Below are 19,822 nucleotides of genomic sequence, written 5' to 3'. Positions count from 1 at the left end.
GCGGCCGTGCCCGTTCCTCCACACTGATTTTGCACACAACTTTATTCCCCCTGACAATAAAAGATTAAATTTTAATAGTTGATTCCTATAAGCAGGATGCGGTATAATTCATTTCAGTAGGAATTACATAACTGATTTATCGAACGTCTCTGGTGTTGGCGCACCGGAGGCGTTTTTCGTTTGACGAAGGCTGTCCTTGTACGCGGCCAGTTCGGAAACCTGCCTCCTATCGGTTCGATCCATCTGATTCATGGCCTTCTCTTCCAGATAAAAGAGCTCCTTGGAGATATCCATCAGATCCAGAATAGCTTGTTCTCTGGTAAATACCTCTTCATCTTCTTCCATCAGCGCGCTGGTCAGTTCAAGCACCCGCATCTTGACTTGATTCAGCTGTGCCCAGATTGAAATATCCATTTCGTATTCTCCTCCCGGTTGTTGAACCATACTAATACCTATTCTCCTTTCTGCCACCGGCCTTGGGGTTGGCCAGCCAAATCTATTAACTCAATAGCTTTTTTGAAGAATCCTTCTGGAAGCAGGTTTGCTTCCACAGACTCTAATCGAATTGAGCGTCTACCATTTTCGTTCACAGATACTGAATTTTCAAAACCAGCAAGAACATCCATCAATGTCAAACCATTATATCCCGTCATAGATTCTGCTAAATCCATCACGTACGGGTCACGGATCAAATGTTTAAATTCTGCAGATCCGATAAAGCTTTGGTACTTTTTAATCGGCACGGGCGCAAAACTCTGACCTGAGTCAGTACTCAATGATTCGGCGAATCCAAGATTTGCAAACATCACCTCATCAAACAACTCAAGACCAAGCGCCTCATTACGCATAAGCGCTTCACCAAATTCAAAGCGAAAAGCTTCAAACAGATACCGGTCCTTGCTATCCTCGATCAGATCCATAAATACCAATCTGTTTAATTCCTCAAATCCGATCTGTTCCGGAATAAGTGACAGAAGCTCCTCTCGACTCCGCTCCTCTTTCAAATCCTTGCCGTTCGGCAGCGTTATCAGCTGCAGGAAAGTCTGTTTATTCATGGTCCAGCCATCTGTAAACAAGGAATGGATGAGGTGCGCTGCCCCCAATGGTTCTCCGCACCGCTTATTCAGAACTTTCTTAGCAACTTCAGTTAAATTGCTAATCTGGAGCAGCCTATCCTGTACCTTGTTACTGCACTTTTTTTCACGGAGCTGCTCGGCCAGCGAATCCAGCTCGAGCAGAGTTTTCCTTACCTTGCTCCGAAGTCCAAAAAGCTCGTTCTGGATTCCTCTGATCTTCCGGCTATATATCCGAAGTGTCGCCAGCGCATTAACTGGGGAATAGGCTGGCTTCCGAAGTGTGGCTTCAACATCATACTGCTGTCTCAGCAGAGGCCAATCATGCTTTCCCTTCTGCTTATCCCGGTGAATGGACACTGCGGCGAAGCTGCCGAGTATACGACGCTGGCAGTAATAAATGTCGCTGTCTGCTTGCTCCAAGGCCAGCTTTAAAGCAGAAATCTGATTCACAAGCTCGTTTTTCAGGGCGTTAAAGCGGAAGAATGACTCCGAAATTTTCATGTTCTATTTCTCCTTTCGTTTAAGATTACGTAGGATGATCAAGTACTGGGTCTGGTTATGCCGCCACCTGCGGGCTAGTTCTTCCATGGACATGAAGACCACCTCCTTTCAAGTTCATTGGTATATCTAATGATCTCCCATTTTCAATACAGGCCCGGTATCATCGTTGAACTGGATAATCTCCAGTTCCACAGCCAGCATGGTAAGTGCCTGCAGTCGGTGTTTTCTATACATGGCCGAGCTCAAGCCAACCTCTTTATAGATTGTTTGATGCCGAATGTAATCTGCTTCGGGAGACAAGTATTTACGATAAATGATGTCCGCTCCCATTGGCTCCAGCTTCTTCAACGCCTGATCAATCTTGAAAAGAAATTCGTGCTCTTTGCCTATCGTTTTATAAATCCCGGCTTCGTAAAGAAATCTCTCTGTTAGCTCTTCATTTTGTTTAGTGAGAAAGGTCTCTTTCGTCACCTGCTGCACCTCCCGAATTTAAAAAGTGATCTTTCCTGTTATAAAACCAATAATTTTTTATTCCATCCACTCAGAATAAGGAATCTCAAAACGGCGCATGAACGTTTTGATAAACGCCAGGATGCTACCGTTGTTCTTTACAGGAAGTTGCTCCAAGTGCTCCTTAACGGCCTCATCAAACTCCTCTTCCGTGACCTCGTAATCTGCCAATAATTCGATATTTCTCATGATGTGCTGAAGCTGCAGCTCAGTGATCTTCGGGTGGTTCTTTTTCAGAGTTTTTCTGAAGTGAATCTCATATATTTTGAGGAAGGGATCGTCAGTCGGAAGACTGATGTATCTTTTAATATCTTTTTCTTTTTCATTCGTTAGTTCTTTATCATTAGTTAATAGCGTTGGATTTTCCACAACTGGAAAACCCGATTCTGGTTTCTCGTAAATATCCATCTCCCAGGACTGGATTTTCCCCTTCTCCTTAACGGAATATCGTTTGATGTACCCACATTGTTCCAGTTCCTTTAATCCAGCCCGTACACTGTCCTTACCGTCAGTACCATGTTTCACCAGCTCATCAATATGAAATCTGAACGAGTCCGGTTTCGAGAGCATATAAGCGAGCAAACCCCGAGCCTTGAAGCTAAGGAGATTGTCCTGCAGAGATTCATTTACAATCCGGGTGAATGGCGGGGCTTTGGCGCCCTTCTTATTTACTCGCCGAGTCGTCACATAGCGTCACCACCGCCCCGGCCCCGGCCAGCAAGCTCAACAGTTCGAAGTCCTTAATACGTCCAGATACGTAATCCTCCAGCGTGAGCCAGAGCGTGTTCGCCTGAGCAGGATCTATGCCATTCACCTGGAATAGAGCATTAACGACCTGCTCATGAAGATCAGCTAACACCTCAAGCCGAATACCGACGCGCTCAATCTCATGGCGTTTAGCAGTCAGGCTGCCGAGCAGCTCCAGCAGCCGGAGGGAAACGAATCTTTGTGCTGTTGTCATTCTCTCCCCCTACCTCTCGCCGCCGCATACATTGGTGTTCTCGCTTATCCAGCGCTCCAGTTCATGCCGGCGGAAGAAGATACGGCTCCGGATTCGGAAGAACGGTAGATCCTTTGTCCGGCACATATCGTACACGCTCCAGGCGGATATTCTCAGATAAGCTGCCGCCTCTTTGACGTCCATCGTCTCCGATTGCAACTGGGCTGTCTGCTGCTGCATGACCATCTGGCCGAGCTGCTGAAGGAACTGCTGCGGATCAATCTCCGGTTTCCGTTCCACGAGCTCCGGCATTGGGTGGGCTGGTGGGGCCTGCTGGATGATTACTGTCGGTGTATTGCGTCTTGCTCTTTGATTTCGCATGTATGAGTCCTCCTTAATAGGTTTTGCCTATCTTAAGCCACGATTTGAAGCATTTCATTACATTTACAGATAAATCTACCTCTTTGCTCTGTCACCTTCTCCCAAGCTAATATAGTTGCAGCATGGGAAGCGAAGGAGAACGCATTAGGGGCTAAGGTTACGCGCATTTGCTAAGCGATCACGCCGGGCCTGCCGTTCTTCTTCTGAAATGGGCCGTGATGCAGGGACAACACCGAACCGGATCTGCTTTCCGGCAAGCTTCCACTTGCCAGCCACGATCCGCACCGTCCCGGTCCGACCAATCTCTTCTTCCTTCCAGTACGGTTCCCCCGCTACCTTCAGCAGCTTGGTGATATACTTCCGGCAACTGGAGTATACGGTCCATTCATCATCAATCGGATCATATACCGCTGTTACCTCCTGTTCTTCGATTGGATACATGCCTCACATCCCCTCTCTTGCTGACAATCTTAATAAAAAATTAGGTTGGGAATACCTGTACGGTTTTACAGGTGTATTTGCTTTGTCTGAATATGAATGACGCTAAAATACAAGCTGGAAGGCCATTATCCAAACCGCAACCGGAGCGCCTCCATGACAAGCTGCTTATTAAAGCCGTTAAGGTGATCCATATCCGACAGGTTCACCTTTGCCAGATTCTCATTGAACAGATGCAACGCCAAGTTCAGCATGAACTTCTCTGATTGGCTCCAAGGTCGGGACAGCCGTTTCAGTGCTGCCGATTCAATAGTTCCCTCCTCAAGGTCGAAGTATTTCGAGGTGAAGTACCGGTGCAGCAGACTGTGCTTCGTAAACAAGTGCAGCGTTCCGCGCCAATAGCGATCCTTGTACAGATGCGCTGGGACTTGGACGGTAGCGGGCTTGGCTGGTGTTTGCATAATGTTTCATCTCCTTCTTAAAGCTGTACTGCTGACGATCTAAGCAACGTTTAGCGGCTGGGAGCCTTCGGAGGTGTGCTTATATCATCATTGTCCGTGGAATACTGGAACATGGCATTGTTGCGGATTATTTGGCTACTTGCTGCGTTGTCTTTACGATTTCAAACAGTTCGGACCATTCGCATTCCAGTACTTCGCAGATGCGCTTCGCAGTTCTTGGTGACGGGTTACGATCACCGTTAGTGATTTGAATTGTTATTGGTTGAGAACGTTGGATTGCTTTACCAAAATCAGTTTTATTAAGGCCCTTCATAATGATCAAAGAATTAAGACGGTCAGTATCCTTGACCTTAATTTTCATCGAAATGCACCTCCTCTCTTGCTAATAAGCAAACAATATCATACTTATTAGCTAAATAGCAAGTTTTATCTTAATAATATTTGCCTTTTAGTTAATAATGTTATAATAATAAGAAAAAGGAGCGGTTGAATTGGACGCTAAAGAATTTGGTTTATATCTTAAAAAATTAAGAATGGACAAAGGAATGACTCTTTCGCAAATAGCCGGGGAAATTGGATATTCTAATCCGTATATCAGTCAAATTGAAAATGGACAGAAGGGAATTCCATCACCTGACTTGCTCAAACTGTTCTCTCAACACTTTGATGTCAGTTATGAGGAATTAATGCTTAGGGCTGGTCACCTTACTTTTATTGATTGGTTAATCAACACGGAAGATAGCCCAGATTACAATAAAGCTTTGGATGATGCATATGTAAAAATCGAACGAGAAGAGCGAAAGGGAAACAAGACCATATCCATGCCAGAACTACCGGTTAAAGAACTCTCATTATTTGTTGAAATGCCGGGGGTGACATGGCAGGGAAAAGTTCTAAACAAATTGGACAAAGCTCGAATTTTAGGAATGCTTGAACTTTTACTCTCGGAGCCCGCGAAGAAGGAAATGGAGTAAGCTTCGGTGACTAACCATCACGCCTTAATTTACAATATCTCACTGGACGCATTATAAGCCCCATACAGCTGCCTTTCACCCTCATTTCGGGCAAGTACATATCCCATCCACCCCACTAGATTTCACAGTCAAAACAATAGAAAATCCGAGAGGAGCTCATGCCATGAAGAAGAAACGTTATAGCCTTCACTTTTTCCAGGTCGGTACGCCGGAGCAATCGAACGCCATTGTTAAACAGCTGGCACGGGGAGCAATACATAAGGTCCTGGACCAGCATGGGGTAATCAGTACCAATCTGGATGAGGTTCTGGACAAGTACATTAATGTGGACGGCCGATGAGTAATGAACCCGCAAGCAAGTCGCCGGCTGCCGATCTGCTGCTCACTGCTCTGCAGGAGCTGAAGGAGATGAAAATTGAGGTGACGGTGAACATCCGGACTGCAGAGGATCCTTCTTCCATTTCTACCGGTACAGCTCTAGTGGCTCCGCCGTGGCTAGACATTACGAGGCAGAGGAACTGCTGCCGCCCGTACTCTCCGCTACAGATATTCAGAAGTTCTTGGGAATCGGACAGAGGCAGGTGTATGAGCTGCTGAATTCTGAGGATCTCCATGCTGCCCGGGTAGGCCGGCGGCTGTTTGTATCACGAGCCGTGTTCATTGAGTGGCTGGAAGGAAAAACTGAGGAATCAGAGGTAAAGCGAGAACGATAAGGTCAGAACGCAACTAAGGTTTTGTCATGGCCGAGGTTAGTGCAGCATTCAGCTGTATGCATCATGTTGACAGAAACCCCGTTCAAGTAAGAGTTATTGATTATTAATCGCTTTGCCGAGTATAGAAAAAGCACCGGTTAAGGTGCTTTGCTGTAGGAACTACTTTTCATTGCGGACTCAATAGCACTTAAATGGGTCTTTAATTCTTTTCTTGCCGCGCGCAAATCAATTAGTTCATCTGAAGCTTTATCAATCGCTTCACTCACATCTCTGATGAACTTGTTATAAAATTTTTCACGTAAAACATCATCTTTAATTTCATCAACGGCTGCACTTGCAACTTTCCTACGTCCTTCTAAAACTGCGATTTCGATGCACTTTTCATTAGCGAGCTCCATTATTTTGTCGTGCTCAGTCTTCAGAGAGTCAATCCAGTCGTACAAACCCTTTTCCACTTCATCCACCCTGTTCACCTCCCAGCACCATTAATTCGATACTTGAAAGATAAATCCTGCAATCAAAGGAGCAGCAAACTCATGAAAAAAGCAAGAAAGGCCAAAGAACGCCCTAAATTCGACATTGTATTTGTTCCCATACCCGGTGATCATATAGAACTCATAATCAATGCAATCGAACCGAACGTCAACACCGTCTTGAAAAAGCACGGCGCATAACTTACAACACCGTCTCGTGACATTATGCTGAAGCATGTAAGACAACAGCCGGCTAAACTAAGGAATGATTTTCAGCGCCCGGCGCTGAAAAGTGAATGAATAGAGTTTTTGCTGCCGAGTGGCAAAAACTCTGGCAAAGGTCATAAGTGCTTTAACAGAAATTATTGCCGAGCTTCGGCAAAATTATATGAAAACTATACGCCGCTTAGTAAGGCCTCCCAAATAGTTACGTTCACGCGGTGATCAAAACAGGAGTTTCGTATAGAGCCCGTACAAAAATCCTCAATCAGCCGAGAGAAGGGTTTCCGTCACTCGGTGAAGGAAAGCTAAGGTTGCTCTACTGAGAATAAAGTTTTTACCAACGGTTGGTGAAAATGGTTTTGTCCTCCGGGCGGATGAAACTCCTAACATAGTTTTGCGTACCCCTGCACACGAAACTCAAGTAAGACCTTTCACCGCAGGGCACCAATAAGTCAGAAGCCATGTGCCATCCACTTGCTTCAATTCTGAGGTCAGCTACAAGTTGCCCTGAATCTCAGGAGTCATATTAAAGAGTTTGACCTAATCATCATCTATTATCCCATCAAGGAGCTGAATTATAATGACGAATAAGCCAACCAACGAACACGAAACCCCGTTTGAAGAAGCACGCCAAGAAGATGAGAATGGCAATCAATACTGGACTGGCCGTATTCTCGCTCGAATCTTAGATTACTCAGATTTCCGCAATTTTGAGAAAGCCGTGAAGAAGGCGATAATTGCCTGTAACAATAGCGGACAAGAAGCGGAGGACCATTTTGTTGAGTCCAACGAAATGGTCGAGATCGGCTCCAACGCCCGTCGTTCCATTCGTGATTATCGCCTTTCACGCTATGCCTGCTACCTCATCATTCAAAACGCCGATCCATCTAAAGAGATCGTCGCCCTCGGCCAGACATACTTTGCCGTCCAGACCCGCAAGCAGGAAGTATTCGAGCAAGCCACCGAAGACGAGCGTCGCGTCATGCTGCGGGACGAGCTGAGGAAGCATAACACACAGCTTGCAGATGCAGCCTACCAGGCTGGTGTGCTCACTACACTGGATTTCGCAGTGTTCCAAAATCACGGATACAAAGGACTGTACGGTGGACTGGACGCTAAGGGTATTCATAGCCGTAAAGGGTTGAAGAAATCTCAGAAGATCCTCGACCACATGGGCAGCACCGAATTGGCCGCCAACCTCTTCCGGGCAACACAGGCCGAAGAGAAAATACGCCGAGAGGAGATCCAAGGCAGAGACAACGCCAACCGAGCGCATTATGATGTAGGCGCCAAGGTACGGCAAACGATCAAAGAGCTTGGTGGCACGATGCCAGAGGATCTGCCTGTACATGAAGATGTCAAGAAGGTGGAACGGCGATTGCAAAAGGACAATGGCCTCCTACCAGAAGGAGATTGAACAAACTGATGGAGTCTGCCCCTGACATCAATTCTAAGCCATCCCGCGTGACGTTCTACTGAGGAAATTCACCCTAACTCTGCTGGGAGGTATAAATAGACCCCTCTGCAGAAAAAACGCTACAACAAGCTAAGAAGAACCTAATATGAAGGACGGTGCAAATTATGTGTAAAGGGCCTGATGAAAAAATCACCAATTTTCAAATCAGCTATAACGAATTGGGGCAAAAGGTCAGCAGATATAACTACGGTGAATATAAAGTGACAGCTACAGCTCTAAACCAGCCTTCAGAAGAAGCAATCAAAGCAGCTAACCGAGTTTATAATGAATTATTTTATAAATTCAATCCCCAACCACGTCATTATAATAATGATTTAGATGGAGGTCGGTCATAGATGGCAAAAGGCAGCATAGAAAAGCGTGGAAGAAACTCTTGGCGCCTAACCGTTGAATTAGGGTACGATGCTCAAGGCGAACGAGATTTTGACCGCAAAACAATTCGTGTGGAAGATCCTGAGCTGCTGCGCGCTCCCCGCCGGCTGCAGAACCATCTGGATGAGGAATTAGTAAAGTTCAAAATGGAGGTTGAGTCTGGTAGCTATATACGTCCGGAGAAACTTACCTTAGATCAGTTTTATGAGATTTGGAATAATAAATTTGTAGAACCTAAGCTCGCAGAAAAAACAAAAATCAGTTATAGATTCCATTGTGAAGCTAGGATTCTTCCTTACTTCAAAGGGAAGCATATGGATAAGATTAAGACACTTCACATACTTGATTATCTTGATTATCTCAAGACACCAGAAGCAATCATTAAGGATGGAGAAATACCTGGTTCTGCAACAATCGTATACAACTACAGAGTACTTCGCAGCATATTCTCTAAAGCTGTTGAGTGGGGCGTATTGAAGGACAACCCCATGATCGGAGTTAAGAAACCTCCTGAGGATGATGTTAAAGAAATGGAGGTATATGACGAAAAGGAAATACAGTACCTATTCGATGCTTTAGAAGATGAACCTATCCATATTAGAATTCAAATAATTTTAGCCGTGACTACTGGAATGAGGCGTTCTGAAATAGCTGGCCTCGATTGGAGGAATATTGATCTTGTAAACGGAACGATTAATATAAAACAAACCGTAACTATGTACAAAGATGGAGCGCCAGTTATTAAGGGACCGAAGAATAAAAACTCGAGACGAGTAATCGCTATTCCCGCTTCTGTTATTGATGAATTAAAGGCATACAGATTAGAGTGGGCTAAAATGAAGCTGCAGTTAGGTGATAAATGGATTGCGAAGGATTGGGAGTTCTTGTTCTGCAGGACTACTGGTTTTCCTTCGGATCCAGAGCGCCTCACTAAACGCTGGATAATGTTTCACCGAAAGCATAACCTTAAGGCCATTCGCCTTCACGATCTTCGGCATACCTCAATCTCTTGGATGATTTATAAAAAAATACATTCCAGCGCAATTGCTAAACGCGCAGGACATACTAGGGCCTGTACGCAAACCTATTTGAGCCATAAACGAATCGAAAGCAGGGTCAAAAAAGCCTTAAACATATTCGCAGTTTTTTCATAGCGAGTAGCCAGGCGTCGATAGTTTTTGACTTTATTGAAAAAGCATTCGATTAAGTGTCGTTCTTTATACGTTTCAGAATCTAACGGGCGTTTTACCCGACGATTGCGCTTACTTGGAATAACCGCAGCGATCGCCCGGCTTTGCAAAAGTTCCAGAATGGCATTGGTGTCGTAGGCGCGATCAGCTAACACTTCGCCCGGGCAGAAATCCAGTTCATGAAGCAGACGATAGCCAGTGACGGAATCGTGGTCTTGCCCCGGTGTCAGCTCGAAGCGCAAGGGATAGCCCAGCGCATCCACCATCGCATGAATTTTGGTGGTTAATCCTCCGCGCGAACGACCGATGGCTTGTCGGTCCTGCCCCCTTTTGCGCCCGCTCCATGTTGATGGACGCGGACGATAGTGGCATCGATCATGACCTGATCCCAATCCGGTTCGATGGAGACATGCTTCAGGATTTCTTCCCAAATGTTTGCTTTTTGAAGCCGCCAGAAAAAGCTGTAGGCAGAAGACCATGGACCATAGTAACTCGGTAAATCTCGCCACGGCGCTCCCGTTCGGGCTACCCAAAGGACTGCATTGAGCATCTGACGCCGATCTTTAGGGGGACGGCCTCCTTGCTTTTTTCTAGCCGGGGGCAAGAGGGGTTCAAGGATATTCCATTCTTCATCTGTTAACTCGTATCTTCTTCTCATGTTCCTTATTTTACTAGATTTCTACCGTTTGTATAGTTTGCGTACACGCTCTAATACAAAAATGCTTGAGATTTACGGCCATATTTTTGAATCAGTGGACAAGGCTGCTGCCGATGTATTTGACGACATGGTTAGGCCCACAAAACGCAAAGCATAACTGGGTGCTATATTGGGTGCTAACTGGGTGCCAAATTCGCAAAAACGACCAAAAAACAGCACTACCTCCCCTCTCCCTTAATCAATAAAAGCCCAATGTACCAAGGGTTTCAATATTCAAAAGAAGTTCAATTTTTCTCATTCTACTCCTCTCCCATGAAAGGGGCTCTCGAAAGAGGGCCCCGAATTTTTTTGGTTAAAGCCTTTGTCCAGCAAGGTTTTCCACTTATTTCACCCAAGCTATCCTCACTGAGTTCTCGGACTTGTTGACATTTTGTTGACTGCACAACAATTGGAATAATATGTATGCGACAAACCTCTCCGGCAGCAAGCCCTGCAACAAAAAAAGCACCGCTTCCAACAGCAATGCTCTTCGCTTACTTGGAATATAACCGGGACTGCGGAATCACTTCCTTTGTCTGGCCGTAGCTTGACCATAACAACTGCACTACAGCCTCGGGATCACCATTATTGAAGTATTCCAATTTGACATAATGGTATTTCCCGGCTTCCATTGGCATGCTGTCCGGTAAAAATCCCTTTCCCCCGCATAGCGTACAGATGATCCAGCAGCGACCTGGCCTGACTGGATATATCCGGATTGGCCGGTTCCTTGATTAGATTCCGGTTCTCGTGCTGCCACGCCTTATCGGTGACGAATCTTGAAGCAGAGTACACCAGCTTTCGAAGCTTCCTATTATCCAACTCTTTCACCCTTTTTTTGATAGTGTATGTAGACAAAGTTCCCTGTGACCCGGCTTTTGCGCATAAAAAAAGAACCTATCCATCACCCGTTCACGGCAGTTGGATAAGCTCCTGCATCAACTAACATCCTATTAGATTTCTATGTCATGCAATCTCAAACTTGCTGCGATTTCAGACTCTTCAATTCCTGTCTCTTGGCTGCCAGTTCAGAAAAAGTCTCAAAGGTTCGATGCGCCAATTCGGGGAGTTCTTCCAGATGCAGCGGCAAGCCTTCCGCCAGATCGTGAAGCTGGTTCTGCAAGCTGATGGCCGCACTGTTCAATTCTTTAATTTCTTCTTTCAGCTTAACGATTGGCTCCATACGTTTCTCCTCCTAATTTGAGCCGTCTTAGCTTGCTCAGCCCATTTTTGTTATATATGATACTTATATCATTTTAATAATAATTTTAATGTAATAAATGTTACAACACTCTTCTAAACTAACTATTTTCTTTTACCATCACATAATACTTTTCCCCTAAACTTATCTCATCTGAATCAAAAAAAAGAATATGGATATTTTTAGTCGAAACTATGTGGATTTTTACATATAAATTCCTTGCGGAATACTAGAATATACATATGAAGTAACCAGATCAATTTCCAGGTGCCGGAGTGTTTTTTATTTGTTATAGAGGAAAAAGAATAATCGGGCCCTTGAATGAAGCTGAAGCCCATAAAGAGTGGTTTATTCTCTCGGCTAGCGTAAGAGAGCTGTATATCATCGAAACAGATGAATCCGGCAAAGTGAAAAGACAGATCGGGCCAAGCAAGAGGAAACGAAAGTATCGCCGTTGAACATAGGAGAGACTTGTCTTATTATTATGACAAACCTTGCTCAGGGGTGCTGAAGATGTGCGGACGCTATACGATAACGGTAACAATGGATGAGCTTATGCTGCAATATTACACCCAGGACGTGACGATCGTGAATTACGCTCCAAAATATAATGCCGCGCCTATGCAGTATATCCCTGCCGTAATCGGCAGCGGCGCCGGTAACCGCATCGGACAGCTGCGCTGGGGCCTTGTTCCTTCCTGGGCGAAGGACGACAAGTCCGGTGGCAAAATGATCAATATCCGGGCCGAGACGCTGACGGACAAACCTTCGTTCAGACGGCTTCTGTCCTCGCGGCGCTGTGTAATTCCGGCAGACGGATTCTATGAATGGCGCAATCGCGGGGGGAGCAAGCAGCCGATGCGGATTCTGATGCGTGACGGCGGTATTTTTTCGCTGGCTGGAATTTATGATATTTGGGTAGATACGGATGGAAAAAAGCTCGCCACCTGCGCCATCATCACCACGGAACCGAATGATCTGACAGCGGAGATCCATAACCGGATGCCGGTAATTCTCCGTCCGGAAGACGTCGGTCTGTGGCTGGAGCGGAGCATTCATGATATAGACATCCTTGCCAAATTACTGAAGCCGTTCGGTGCCGAGAAAATGAAAGCTTATCCCGTCTCAACGAAGGTCGGCAACGTGCGTAATGATTCAAAGGATTTGATAGATGAAGCTTAAGCTTCAGCAGAGCCGAAGTATTCCTCGATCCGGTTAAAGGTTGCTTGCAGGTCTTTGCTTCCGTCCACTTTAAATATATGAAGATTTAAATCTTGGGCCTCTTTTTTTACAAAATCAGCAAATCTTGCATCCCTGTGCATCCAATTATCAAAAGCCGCCGCCGGGTCATCCGTGGAGTTAAGTATATCCTGTATCCAGATTCGCTGGCTGTAATGATGACGCTGGAACGGTTCGGTAGGGATCATAACTCATCCTCGAAATTTTATGCATAGCAGGCTGGTTCCGGGCGGTTATGTTCTTCAAGTGATTTTCCAGATGCTCATCACAAGCATATAGATCCAGCCCATGCTTCTCCGCATACCTTTTGGCTATTGTACTTTTTCCGGCACAGGTCGATCCGCCGATCCAGTAAATCGTCTGATCCAAAATAACGATCTCCCCCTGGTATAATATGTCTTTTTCAAGCTACCCCAATTTAACCTTGCGCGTCAATTCTGCTAAACTGAAAGTAGCACCAACATTAGCGCCAAGGAGGTTATGAATATGAAAAAACCCATCTACACCAGATGGTGGTTCTGGGTACTTATCGTCATCATTGCCTTGGGGATCATCAAAGTGGTTGACAACGGGAAGCAGACAACTCAGACGGCCTTGCACTCGGCGTCGCCCATGTCAGCCGGTTCGCAGGAACCTTCACCGGAAGCTGCGGTCACTCCTTCTACGGCTCCGGAACCCAGCGTTTCGGCCGAAAATTCCGCAACGCCGAGCGAATCGCCAGCGTCAGCATCGCCTGCTATGAATACTCCGGCAGCGACCGCTCAGCCATCTGCTGCGCCAAGTCAACCGATTTCTGCGGACCAAGTACCTCTGCCGAAACAGGAAGTGCTGGCGTATACGCGGCAGTTGAAGGGCTTTCCATTTATAAGGGACGTTGGCATCGGAACGGATAATATTGAGATTCACTTCTTTAACAGCTTCGCGGAATACAAAAAGGCCAATCCAAGCGAAAAGCTTACCTCATCCGACTACACGAACGTGTTCAGCTCTGTTGACGCTGTTAATGCTATTTTAATGGAAGAATCGACGCGGCTGTTCCATCAATATCCGGGCATGGCTTCTATCGACATCACTCTGCCGTATCAAGGGAAGACCTATTCGGTCTCGCTGACCAAAGGTTCGATTGAGAAATTTTATAATGCCGATCTGGATAGTATCAAGAGCGAGCAGCAGTGGAGAGACCAGATCAGCGGTCCCTTTTTCACGAAAGACTACCGCGATCAATTCGCGAAACGGTTCGTGAAGGTGACTTAAAATGAAAAAAACTCCGCCAGTAGGCGGAGCCAAAGATCTATAAAAAGGGGGTTCTTGTGTATACATTAACCCCTGCGGCCAAACTGAAACAACTTATTCAGAGACTGGACGTTATCCGATTTGTTCACTAGCAGCCGATGCCCATTTCATCAGCTGCTCTTTCACCTTCACGACTTCCCCAATGATAATCATCGCCGGATTGCCGATCCGGAACGCGGATGCCAGCTGTTCGATATTGTCCAGCGTTCCTGTGATCGTCCGCTGCCGGCTTGTCGTTCCGTTCTCGATCAGCGCCACCGGCGTCGAGCTTTCCTTGCCATGGCGCAGAAGCTCCTCCCGGATTTGTCCAAGCCGGCCGACACCCATATAAACGGCTATCGTATCCACGCTGCGGGCAAGATGCTTCCAGTCCACAGGCGCCTTATGATCCCCGCAGCGGCTGCCGGTCACAACGGCAAAGGAAGCGGCGACGCCGCGGTGCGTAAGCGGAATGCCTGCGGCAGCCGCAGCGCCGACTGCGGAAGTAACGCCCGGCACCACTTCCCAGGCGATTCCGGCTTCGGCAGCGGCCAACGCCTCTTCCCCGCCCCTGCCGAAGACGAACGGATCGCCTCCCTTCAACCTGACGACCTTGTGGCCTTGACGGGCATGGTGAATCATCACATGCTCAATTTGCTCCTGGGACATGGAGTGCTGCCCCGGCGCTTTGCCGCAGTAAATGAGACGCGCACCCTGCCTCGCATAGTCCAGCAGTTCCTCCGACACAAGTCTGTCATACAGCACGACATCAGCTTCCCGGATGCGGCGCACCGCCTTTACTGTGATCAATTCCGGGTCTCCCGGCCCCGCTCCGACAATGGAGATGCTTCCGGTCTTCATACGCTTTTCTCCCTCCCTAACCGAGTTGGAATAATCCTCCAGCTTAGACCGTCAGATAAACGGCTCCTGTGGCCGGGTCTACCTCAACCTCAAAGGTGGGGACGCATCCCGTGTCCGGCTCCTCAACCTTGCCGGTATGAAGATCGATGCGCCAGTCATGCAGCGGACAGTGAACCTTGCTGCCGCAGACCATCCCTTCCGACAGCGTGCCGCCTTTATGCGGGCATTTATTCTCTACTGCCAGCACCTCTCCATCCGACAGGCGGAACAAGGCGATTTCCAGGCCATTTACTTTTAGTGTCCGCGAACCCTTGTGGTCAATATCCGCTACGTTGCCGATATGCATTTTGGTCATCGTCATATCCGTTAGCCCTCCTGTTATGCCGTCTCAATTGGAGAGATCGGCTCGAAATTTTTGCGGAGCTCCCTTTCCGCCACGATTTGCTTCCACGGGTCAGTGGTCACGCTGAGCGCCGTCTGGATTCTTTGCCCCAGCGCCAACCTGTCTTCTCGGTTATCAAGCGCCGCCTTGATACTGTCAAGTCCAACCCGCTCCACCCAATTGGAGGTTCGCTCGTTCCAGCTGGCATTTTCGCGATAGTATTGAAGGAACGCGCTCGCCCATTCGACAACCTCGTCCTCCGTCTTCACGACGCACAGCAGATCCGTTGCCCGAACATGCACGCCGCCGTTGCCGCCGACATGAAGCTCCCAGCCGCCATCAATTGCGACAACGCCGAAATCCTTGATCGTTGCTTCCGCACAGTTGCGGGGACAACCGGACACGGCAAGCTTAACCTTGGCCGGTGTATTCAGCCGCTCGAACTCTTTCTCCAGCCGGATGCCCATGGCGATAGAATCCTGGGTGCCGAACCGGCAGAACGTTGATCCGACGCAGGTCTTGACCGTGCGCAGCGTTTTGCCGTAGGCATGGCCTGAAGGCATGTCGAGCTCTTCCCAAATTTTTGGAAGATCTTCTTTCTTGACGCCTAGAAGATCCAGCCTTTGTCCCCCAGTAAACTTCACCATCGGAACGTCGAACTTCTCGGCGACCTCGGCAATCTTTTTCAGCTCGCCCGGGGAAGTTACGCCGCCGTATATCCGGGGAACGACGGAAAAGGTGCCGTCCTTCTGAATATTGGCGTGATAGCGTTCGTTCGTAATCCGTGATTCTTTCTCGTCCACATATTCTTCCGGCCACAGCATACCGAGATAATAGTTCAGGGAAGGGCGGCATTTCGAACAGCCTTCCTCAGTGCTCCATTCCAGCACATTCATAACTTCCTTGACCGTCTTGAGCTCCATTCGTTTGATCTCGGCTACGATTTCGTCGCGCCCAAGCGTCGTACAGCCGCAGATGCCTTCCTTGACCTTGACCGCCGCATCGCCCGCATACAGCTCCAGCAGTCCTTCCACCAGCGGCTTGCAGCCTCCGCACGATGCCGACGCTTTGGTGCATGCCTTAATTTGCCCTACGCTTGTGCAGCCGCCGACAGTAATGGCTTCCGCAATCGCCCCCTTGGACACGCCGTTGCAGCCGCAGATGATTTCATCATCCGCCATCGCCTCCAGCCGGGCGGACGGAGAAGCTTTCAGTGCGTCGTCCGGGAGCCCGAGCAGCAGAGATCTTTCTTTGCCCTGGATCGATTCGCCGCTCTTGATCAGGGAAAAGAGCTGCGCGCCGTCGGCCGTGTCGCCGAACAGCACCGCGCCGATCAGCTTGTCCTCGCTGATAACTAGTTTCTTATAGACTCCGCCGATCTCATCCTGGTAGCGAAGCGCACGCGACCCGGCAGGTTCATCATACTGTCCTGCGGAGAAGACATCCACGCCTGACACTTTCAGCTTCGTGGAGGTTACAGAGCCTTCGTAGCCCTGCCCCTGGACGTCCGCCAGCCGTTTGGCGAGAACAGCCCCCTGCTCATACAGCGGGGCGACAAGACCGTAAGCGATCCCCCGATGCTCCGCGCATTCCCCGATGGCGTAGACACCCGGAATATTAGTTTCCATATAATCATTAACGACGATGCCGCGACCTACGGCAATGCCGCTTTTTTGCGCAAGCGCGGTATTTGGCCGGATTCCGACCGCCATCACGATCAAATCGGCTTCTGCTGAACTGCCGTCGGCGAAGAGCAGGCTTTTGACCCGCTTTTTGCCAAGAATGGCCTCCGACTGCTTACTTAGCAGAAATTTCATGCCTTGAGCTTCCAGCTCTCTTTGCAGCATAACCGCCGCTTCCTGGTCAAGCTGTCTTTCCATGATATAGTGATGGATGTGCACGACGGATACTTCCATCCCCAGATGCAGCAATCCGCGTGCCGCTTCCAGTCCAAGCAGTCCCCCGCCGATGACAAGAGCTTTTTTATACGTTTTGGAGGTTTCCATCATGATCTGGCAGTCCTTGATATCGCGGAAAGCGATAACGCCTTCTTTATCCGCGCCCGGAAGAGGAAGCATGAACGGATCGGAGCCGGTGGCCAGGATCAGTTCATCATACACAGTCTCAACCCCGAGGTCGGAACGCACCTTATTATTCACGGTATCGATACTCTCGATCTTGTGGCCTGTATATAAGGTAATATTATGGCTGCGGTACCACTCATAATCGTTAATTACGATTTCGGACAGATCAGTTCCCCCAGCAAGAACGGAGGAAAGCATAATCCGGTTGTAGTTCGGATGCGGCTCGGCGCCGAAAATCGTAATTTCATACGCATCGGGAGCCAGTTTCAGCAGATGTTCAATTGCGCGTACACCTGCCATGCCATTGCCTACGAGCACCAGTTTTTTACGGGATAATGTCAATTTATCTCTCTCCTCTCGATGGAAAACACAGGAAACACAAAAAGCCCGCTTCACGCCGGCACAAGAGAAAGCATCCCTCAAACCAAACATGCAAGCAGGCGCCATTGCCGCTTTTTCTTAGATACGTCTTTGTATCCTGAAAGATTGATTTTGTTAAACTGACTATACAACACGATATAGTAAACGTCAATAAATTTGACATATAAAATTTTAATTATTTAAAATATCGACATCAACCCTCATTTTGTGTTATATAAAATAACATGAGACAGTTTGAAACTCATGATTAGAAGTGCGCAGTTAGTACATCTTATTGCAAAAAAAGGAGCGTCCGACTATGCATTCCCTGTTGGTTGTATATAGCAGGCTGAACGGAAACTCTCCGGACAAGACCGCTGCCGGGTCCAGGCCGGAACTCCTTCTCAGATCCTGCGGCTATATCGTTGAAGTCGCCGCTTCCCGGGAAGAAGCCGTCTCGCTGATTGCCGATGTTGACGCCTCCATACTGTGTCTGCCGATTACGGAGTTCAAAAACTGGGCGGATCTGCTGATGTCGTGCAAGACCGCTCCTATTATATGGTGGTGTACAGAAGAGACCGCCACCCTCTCCGTAGCCGCGTGCGAGGACAACTTTATTGCGGATGGCGTCTTGTCTCCGTCCATGCAGCCTCACGAGATACACTGGGGCCTTCATTTCGGAGCCAAACAATGCTTTGAACGGAAGCAGTGGATGAAAGAAAAGGAGCAGCTACTCTCCCGTCTTGAAGAAAGAAAATGGATAGAGATGGCCAAGGGCATCCTCTCCAAAGCCAAAAATATTTCCGAATCCGAAGCATACGATCTTCTGCGCAAACAAGCGATGAACGAACGTAAACGGATGGTCGATGTCGCGACATCGATCGTTAAGGTATACCGAATGCTTCAGGATCAAATCTAAGGGGGTACCGCTCATGATTAACATACTTAAAGAAGTCGCCAGAGGCAAAAGGGGCGCCCGCGATCTAAATTATGAAGAAGCTGCCGCTTCCGCAGAAGCGATTCTTAGCCAGACCGCCACACCGGCCCAAATTGGCGCATTCCTGATCGCCGAGCGGATCAAGCTTGAAAGTCTAGAGGAGCTGGAGGCATTTGTATCCGTCTGCCGCAGTTACGCCCTGCGTGAACCCCTGCACGAAGGTATAGACTGCGCCGGTCCTTATGACGGCCGTCTTCGCTCTTTTGCCGCGACCTTTCCTACAGCCTTTTTGCTTGCCGCCGCAGGACTGCCGGTAACACTGCACAGCTCTGCTTCGCTTCCTCCGAAATGGGGAATTACGCTGCAGGATATTATTATGGAAGCGGATATTCCCGCTCCCTCACTTTCCCGTACAAGCTCTATTCATGCCGCCAGCCGCAGCGGTGTCTTGTATGTAAGCTCAGAGGAATGGTGCCCGCCGCTCGGGCGTATCCGGGGGATCCGCGAGGAAATCGGCATGCGGACCATTTTGAATACGGTGGAGAAGCTGGTTGACTACTCCTGTTCCCCCTTCATCGTGTTCGGAATTTATCATAACACGGTCTTTGACCGTCTCTCGAGACTTCTGATCAAGCTTGGCTACCGCAAAGCCCTGATCGTTCAAGGGCCCGAAGGGTCGGAAGATCTGTATATCGACCGTCCTACCCGGGTATACACGGTAGAGAACGGCGATTCGGGTCTCGATATTATAGACCCCGAGGCACTGGGGCTGGACACTCCCGTTCCGGAACTCGACTGGGATGCCCGTCTTCAGTTAGAGACGGCGGAAGCTGTACTCCGGGGGGGCGGTCATCTCGCTTTCTACAATCAAGTTATGTTAAACGGCGCCGTTCGATTGCATTTGGCTGGCCGCGTCGGTTCCATTGAGGAAGGAGTCTATACCTGCAAGGAGCTTCTGGACAGCGGCAAGGCTTGGGAGGCATACAGCGTCTGGAAGAACGCGCTGCTCAGTGAACCTCCTGTGACACATCCGGTATAACAAGAAGAACCGGCTGCGCTGT

At 48.2% G+C, this 19,822-nt stretch carries 27 protein-coding genes and 1 pseudogene; 11 read left to right on the top strand and 17 right to left on the bottom strand.

The window, feature by feature from the left end; translation table 11 throughout:
- Positions 1-123: 123 nt before the first annotated feature.
- From VK70_RS08780 to VK70_RS08740, 9 genes are all read right to left on the bottom strand, one after another.
- Positions 124-414 (bottom strand): hypothetical protein, encoded by a 291-nt coding sequence (locus VK70_RS08780; protein WP_144415209.1) that lies wholly within the window; start codon positions 412-414, stop codon positions 124-126.
- Between the two features lie 38 nt (positions 415-452).
- Positions 453-1,577, bottom strand: a complete 1,125-nt coding sequence (locus tag VK70_RS08775; protein ID WP_025693904.1) for a hypothetical protein — start codon at positions 1,575-1,577, stop codon at positions 453-455.
- Positions 1,578-1,703: 126 nt separating this feature from the next.
- Positions 1,704-2,048, bottom strand: coding sequence for a hypothetical protein (locus VK70_RS08770; RefSeq protein ID WP_025693905.1), 345 nt, complete (start codon positions 2,046-2,048; stop codon positions 1,704-1,706).
- Between the two features lie 57 nt (positions 2,049-2,105).
- Positions 2,106-2,774: a hypothetical protein gene (locus tag VK70_RS26400; RefSeq protein WP_025693906.1), complete on the bottom strand. Its 669-nt coding sequence runs from the start codon at positions 2,772-2,774 to the stop codon at positions 2,106-2,108.
- Positions 2,752-3,048: a hypothetical protein gene (locus VK70_RS08760; protein ID WP_025693907.1), complete on the bottom strand. Its 297-nt coding sequence runs from the start codon at positions 3,046-3,048 to the stop codon at positions 2,752-2,754. Before VK70_RS08760 ends, VK70_RS26400 begins: the two co-directional genes overlap by 23 nt.
- 9 nt (positions 3,049-3,057) lie before the next feature.
- On the bottom strand, positions 3,058-3,408 hold the full coding sequence (locus VK70_RS26395) for a helix-turn-helix domain-containing protein (protein WP_025693908.1): 351 nt from the start codon (positions 3,406-3,408) through the stop codon (positions 3,058-3,060).
- A 144-nt stretch (positions 3,409-3,552) separates the two neighbouring features.
- A complete protein-coding gene (locus VK70_RS08750; RefSeq protein ID WP_025693909.1) occupies positions 3,553-3,849 on the bottom strand; it encodes a hypothetical protein in 297 nt (98 codons plus the stop codon).
- A gap of 125 nt (positions 3,850-3,974) precedes the next feature.
- Positions 3,975-4,307: a hypothetical protein gene (locus VK70_RS08745; protein WP_025693910.1), complete on the bottom strand. Its 333-nt coding sequence runs from the start codon at positions 4,305-4,307 to the stop codon at positions 3,975-3,977.
- A 127-nt stretch (positions 4,308-4,434) separates the two neighbouring features.
- Positions 4,435-4,668 (bottom strand): helix-turn-helix transcriptional regulator, encoded by a 234-nt coding sequence (locus tag VK70_RS08740; RefSeq protein ID WP_025693911.1) that lies wholly within the window; start codon positions 4,666-4,668, stop codon positions 4,435-4,437.
- A 130-nt stretch (positions 4,669-4,798) separates the two neighbouring features.
- On the opposite strand from VK70_RS08740, the gene VK70_RS08735 reads away from it, so the two are divergent.
- From VK70_RS08735 to VK70_RS08730, 3 genes are all read left to right on the top strand, one after another.
- Positions 4,799-5,281, top strand: coding sequence for a helix-turn-helix domain-containing protein (locus VK70_RS08735; RefSeq protein ID WP_025693912.1), 483 nt, complete (start codon positions 4,799-4,801; stop codon positions 5,279-5,281).
- Between the two features lie 163 nt (positions 5,282-5,444).
- A complete protein-coding gene (locus tag VK70_RS28270; protein ID WP_155986854.1) occupies positions 5,445-5,621 on the top strand; it encodes a hypothetical protein in 177 nt (58 codons plus the stop codon).
- A 151-nt stretch (positions 5,622-5,772) separates the two neighbouring features.
- Positions 5,773-5,994 (top strand): helix-turn-helix domain-containing protein, encoded by a 222-nt coding sequence (locus VK70_RS08730; RefSeq protein ID WP_025693913.1) that lies wholly within the window; start codon positions 5,773-5,775, stop codon positions 5,992-5,994.
- 137 nt (positions 5,995-6,131) lie between these two features.
- Here VK70_RS08730 and VK70_RS08725 read toward each other — a convergent pair whose 3' ends face one another.
- The gene (locus VK70_RS08725; protein ID WP_025693914.1) at positions 6,132-6,458 is read right to left on the bottom strand and encodes a hypothetical protein; all 327 of its coding nucleotides are present in this window, start codon (positions 6,456-6,458) and stop codon (positions 6,132-6,134) included.
- 72 nt (positions 6,459-6,530) lie between these two features.
- On the opposite strand from VK70_RS08725, the gene VK70_RS28265 reads away from it, so the two are divergent.
- The 4 genes from VK70_RS28265 (at position 6,531) to VK70_RS08710 (ending at position 9,692) form a co-directional block, all read left to right on the top strand.
- Positions 6,531-6,668, top strand: coding sequence for a hypothetical protein (locus VK70_RS28265; protein WP_155986855.1), 138 nt, complete (start codon positions 6,531-6,533; stop codon positions 6,666-6,668).
- Between the two features lie 601 nt (positions 6,669-7,269).
- Positions 7,270-8,106 (top strand): DNA damage-inducible protein D, encoded by an 837-nt coding sequence (gene dinD, locus VK70_RS08720; protein WP_025693915.1) that lies wholly within the window; start codon positions 7,270-7,272, stop codon positions 8,104-8,106.
- A gap of 164 nt (positions 8,107-8,270) precedes the next feature.
- Positions 8,271-8,501, top strand: a complete 231-nt coding sequence (locus tag VK70_RS08715; protein WP_025693916.1) for a hypothetical protein — start codon at positions 8,271-8,273, stop codon at positions 8,499-8,501.
- Positions 8,502-9,692 carry a site-specific integrase gene (locus tag VK70_RS08710; RefSeq protein WP_025693917.1) on the top strand — a complete coding sequence of 397 codons (1,191 nt, stop codon included), beginning with the start codon at positions 8,502-8,504 and terminating at the stop codon, positions 9,690-9,692.
- On the opposite strand, the pseudogene VK70_RS27095 reads toward VK70_RS08710, so the two are convergent.
- The 3 genes and pseudogenes from VK70_RS27095 to VK70_RS08695 all read right to left on the bottom strand — a co-directional run bounded on the left by VK70_RS27095 (position 9,623) and on the right by VK70_RS08695 (position 11,608).
- Positions 9,623-10,386, bottom strand: a pseudogene (locus tag VK70_RS27095) (IS5 family transposase). The gene VK70_RS08710 and the pseudogene VK70_RS27095 sit on opposite strands and share 70 nt — an antisense overlap.
- 624 nt (positions 10,387-11,010) lie before the next feature.
- Complete coding sequence (locus tag VK70_RS28260) at positions 11,011-11,247, bottom strand: hypothetical protein (RefSeq protein ID WP_158454057.1); 237 nt, start codon at positions 11,245-11,247, stop codon at positions 11,011-11,013.
- 154 nt (positions 11,248-11,401) lie between these two features.
- Entirely contained in the window at positions 11,402-11,608 is a 207-nt protein-coding gene (locus VK70_RS08695) for a CCE_0567 family metalloprotein (RefSeq protein ID WP_025693920.1), read from the bottom strand.
- 531 nt (positions 11,609-12,139) lie between these two features.
- Here VK70_RS08695 and VK70_RS08690 point away from each other — a divergent pair.
- Positions 12,140-12,808 carry an SOS response-associated peptidase gene (locus VK70_RS08690; protein ID WP_046723153.1) on the top strand — a complete coding sequence of 223 codons (669 nt, stop codon included), beginning with the start codon at positions 12,140-12,142 and terminating at the stop codon, positions 12,806-12,808.
- On the opposite strand, the gene VK70_RS08685 is transcribed toward VK70_RS08690, so the two are convergent.
- Entirely contained in the window at positions 12,805-13,053 is a 249-nt protein-coding gene (locus VK70_RS08685; RefSeq protein ID WP_046723152.1) for a hypothetical protein, read from the bottom strand. The two genes, VK70_RS08690 and VK70_RS08685, sit on opposite strands and share 4 nt — an antisense overlap.
- A 298-nt stretch (positions 13,054-13,351) precedes the next feature.
- On the opposite strand from VK70_RS08685, the gene VK70_RS08680 reads away from it, so the two are divergent.
- Positions 13,352-14,119: a hypothetical protein gene (locus VK70_RS08680; protein ID WP_025694370.1), complete on the top strand. Its 768-nt coding sequence runs from the start codon at positions 13,352-13,354 to the stop codon at positions 14,117-14,119.
- A 111-nt stretch (positions 14,120-14,230) separates the two neighbouring features.
- Here the strand turns inward: VK70_RS08680 and cobA are convergent, their stop codons facing one another.
- Genes cobA through nirB form a run of 3 tightly spaced genes read right to left on the bottom strand, consistent with a single transcriptional unit; the run spans position 14,231 to position 17,806 of the window.
- Positions 14,231-14,998 carry a uroporphyrinogen-III C-methyltransferase gene (cobA, locus tag VK70_RS08675; RefSeq protein ID WP_046723150.1) on the bottom strand — a complete coding sequence of 256 codons (768 nt, stop codon included), beginning with the start codon at positions 14,996-14,998 and terminating at the stop codon, positions 14,231-14,233.
- Positions 14,999-15,041: 43 nt separating this feature from the next.
- Positions 15,042-15,353 carry a nitrite reductase small subunit NirD gene (nirD, locus tag VK70_RS08670; RefSeq protein ID WP_025698977.1) on the bottom strand — a complete coding sequence of 104 codons (312 nt, stop codon included), beginning with the start codon at positions 15,351-15,353 and terminating at the stop codon, positions 15,042-15,044.
- Positions 15,354-15,376: 23 nt separating this feature from the next.
- Complete coding sequence (gene nirB, locus VK70_RS08665) at positions 15,377-17,806, bottom strand: nitrite reductase large subunit NirB (protein WP_267885652.1); 2,430 nt, start codon at positions 17,804-17,806, stop codon at positions 15,377-15,379.
- Between the two features lie 337 nt (positions 17,807-18,143).
- On the opposite strand from nirB, the gene VK70_RS08660 reads away from it, so the two are divergent.
- Both VK70_RS08660 and VK70_RS08655 read left to right on the top strand, forming a co-directional pair.
- A complete protein-coding gene (locus VK70_RS08660; RefSeq protein WP_025695117.1) occupies positions 18,144-18,743 on the top strand; it encodes an ANTAR domain-containing response regulator in 600 nt (199 codons plus the stop codon).
- A gap of 13 nt (positions 18,744-18,756) precedes the next feature.
- Entirely contained in the window at positions 18,757-19,800 is a 1,044-nt protein-coding gene (locus tag VK70_RS08655) for an anthranilate phosphoribosyltransferase (RefSeq protein WP_025695118.1), read from the top strand.
- The last annotated feature ends 22 nt before the right edge of the window (positions 19,801-19,822 follow it).

This window comes from Paenibacillus durus ATCC 35681, from assembly GCF_000993825.1.
Taxonomy (GTDB): Bacteria; Bacillota; Bacilli; order Paenibacillales; family Paenibacillaceae; genus Paenibacillus_AQ; species Paenibacillus_AQ durus_B.
Note: the sequence above shows the minus strand (reverse complement) of the source record. Positions and strands in the feature narration are given on the sequence as shown.

Bases quoted from the DNA above. Each gene is read 5' to 3' on its own strand.
- VK70_RS08780 (WP_144415209.1), bottom strand. From the start codon at position 414: ATGGATATTTCAATCTGGGCACAGCTGAATCAAGTCAAGATGCGGGTG.
- VK70_RS08775 (WP_025693904.1), bottom strand. From the start codon at position 1,577: ATGAAAATTTCGGAGTCATTCTTCCGCTTTAACGCCCTGAAAAACGAG.
- VK70_RS08760 (WP_025693907.1), bottom strand. From the start codon at position 3,048: ATGACAACAGCACAAAGATTCGTTTCCCTCCGGCTGCTGGAGCTGCTC.
- VK70_RS26395 (WP_025693908.1), bottom strand. From the start codon at position 3,408: ATGCGAAATCAAAGAGCAAGACGCAATACACCGACAGTAATCATCCAG.
- VK70_RS08750 (WP_025693909.1), bottom strand. From the start codon at position 3,849: ATGTATCCAATCGAAGAACAGGAGGTAACAGCGGTATATGATCCGATT.
- VK70_RS08745 (WP_025693910.1), bottom strand. From the start codon at position 4,307: ATGCAAACACCAGCCAAGCCCGCTACCGTCCAAGTCCCAGCGCATCTG.
- VK70_RS08740 (WP_025693911.1), bottom strand. From the start codon at position 4,668: ATGAAAATTAAGGTCAAGGATACTGACCGTCTTAATTCTTTGATCATT.
- VK70_RS28270 (WP_155986854.1), top strand. From the start codon at position 5,445: ATGAAGAAGAAACGTTATAGCCTTCACTTTTTCCAGGTCGGTACGCCG.
- VK70_RS28265 (WP_155986855.1), top strand. From the start codon at position 6,531: ATGAAAAAAGCAAGAAAGGCCAAAGAACGCCCTAAATTCGACATTGTA.
- dinD (WP_025693915.1), top strand. From the start codon at position 7,270: ATGACGAATAAGCCAACCAACGAACACGAAACCCCGTTTGAAGAAGCA.
- VK70_RS08715 (WP_025693916.1), top strand. From the start codon at position 8,271: ATGTGTAAAGGGCCTGATGAAAAAATCACCAATTTTCAAATCAGCTAT.
- VK70_RS08710 (WP_025693917.1), top strand. From the start codon at position 8,502: ATGGCAAAAGGCAGCATAGAAAAGCGTGGAAGAAACTCTTGGCGCCTA.
- VK70_RS08695 (WP_025693920.1), bottom strand. From the start codon at position 11,608: ATGGAGCCAATCGTTAAGCTGAAAGAAGAAATTAAAGAATTGAACAGT.
- VK70_RS08690 (WP_046723153.1), top strand. From the start codon at position 12,140: ATGTGCGGACGCTATACGATAACGGTAACAATGGATGAGCTTATGCTG.
- VK70_RS08685 (WP_046723152.1), bottom strand. From the start codon at position 13,053: ATGATCCCTACCGAACCGTTCCAGCGTCATCATTACAGCCAGCGAATC.
- VK70_RS08680 (WP_025694370.1), top strand. From the start codon at position 13,352: ATGAAAAAACCCATCTACACCAGATGGTGGTTCTGGGTACTTATCGTC.
- cobA (WP_046723150.1), bottom strand. From the start codon at position 14,998: ATGAAGACCGGAAGCATCTCCATTGTCGGAGCGGGGCCGGGAGACCCG.
- nirD (WP_025698977.1), bottom strand. From the start codon at position 15,353: ATGACCAAAATGCATATCGGCAACGTAGCGGATATTGACCACAAGGGT.
- VK70_RS08660 (WP_025695117.1), top strand. From the start codon at position 18,144: ATGCATTCCCTGTTGGTTGTATATAGCAGGCTGAACGGAAACTCTCCG.
- VK70_RS08655 (WP_025695118.1), top strand. From the start codon at position 18,757: ATGATTAACATACTTAAAGAAGTCGCCAGAGGCAAAAGGGGCGCCCGC.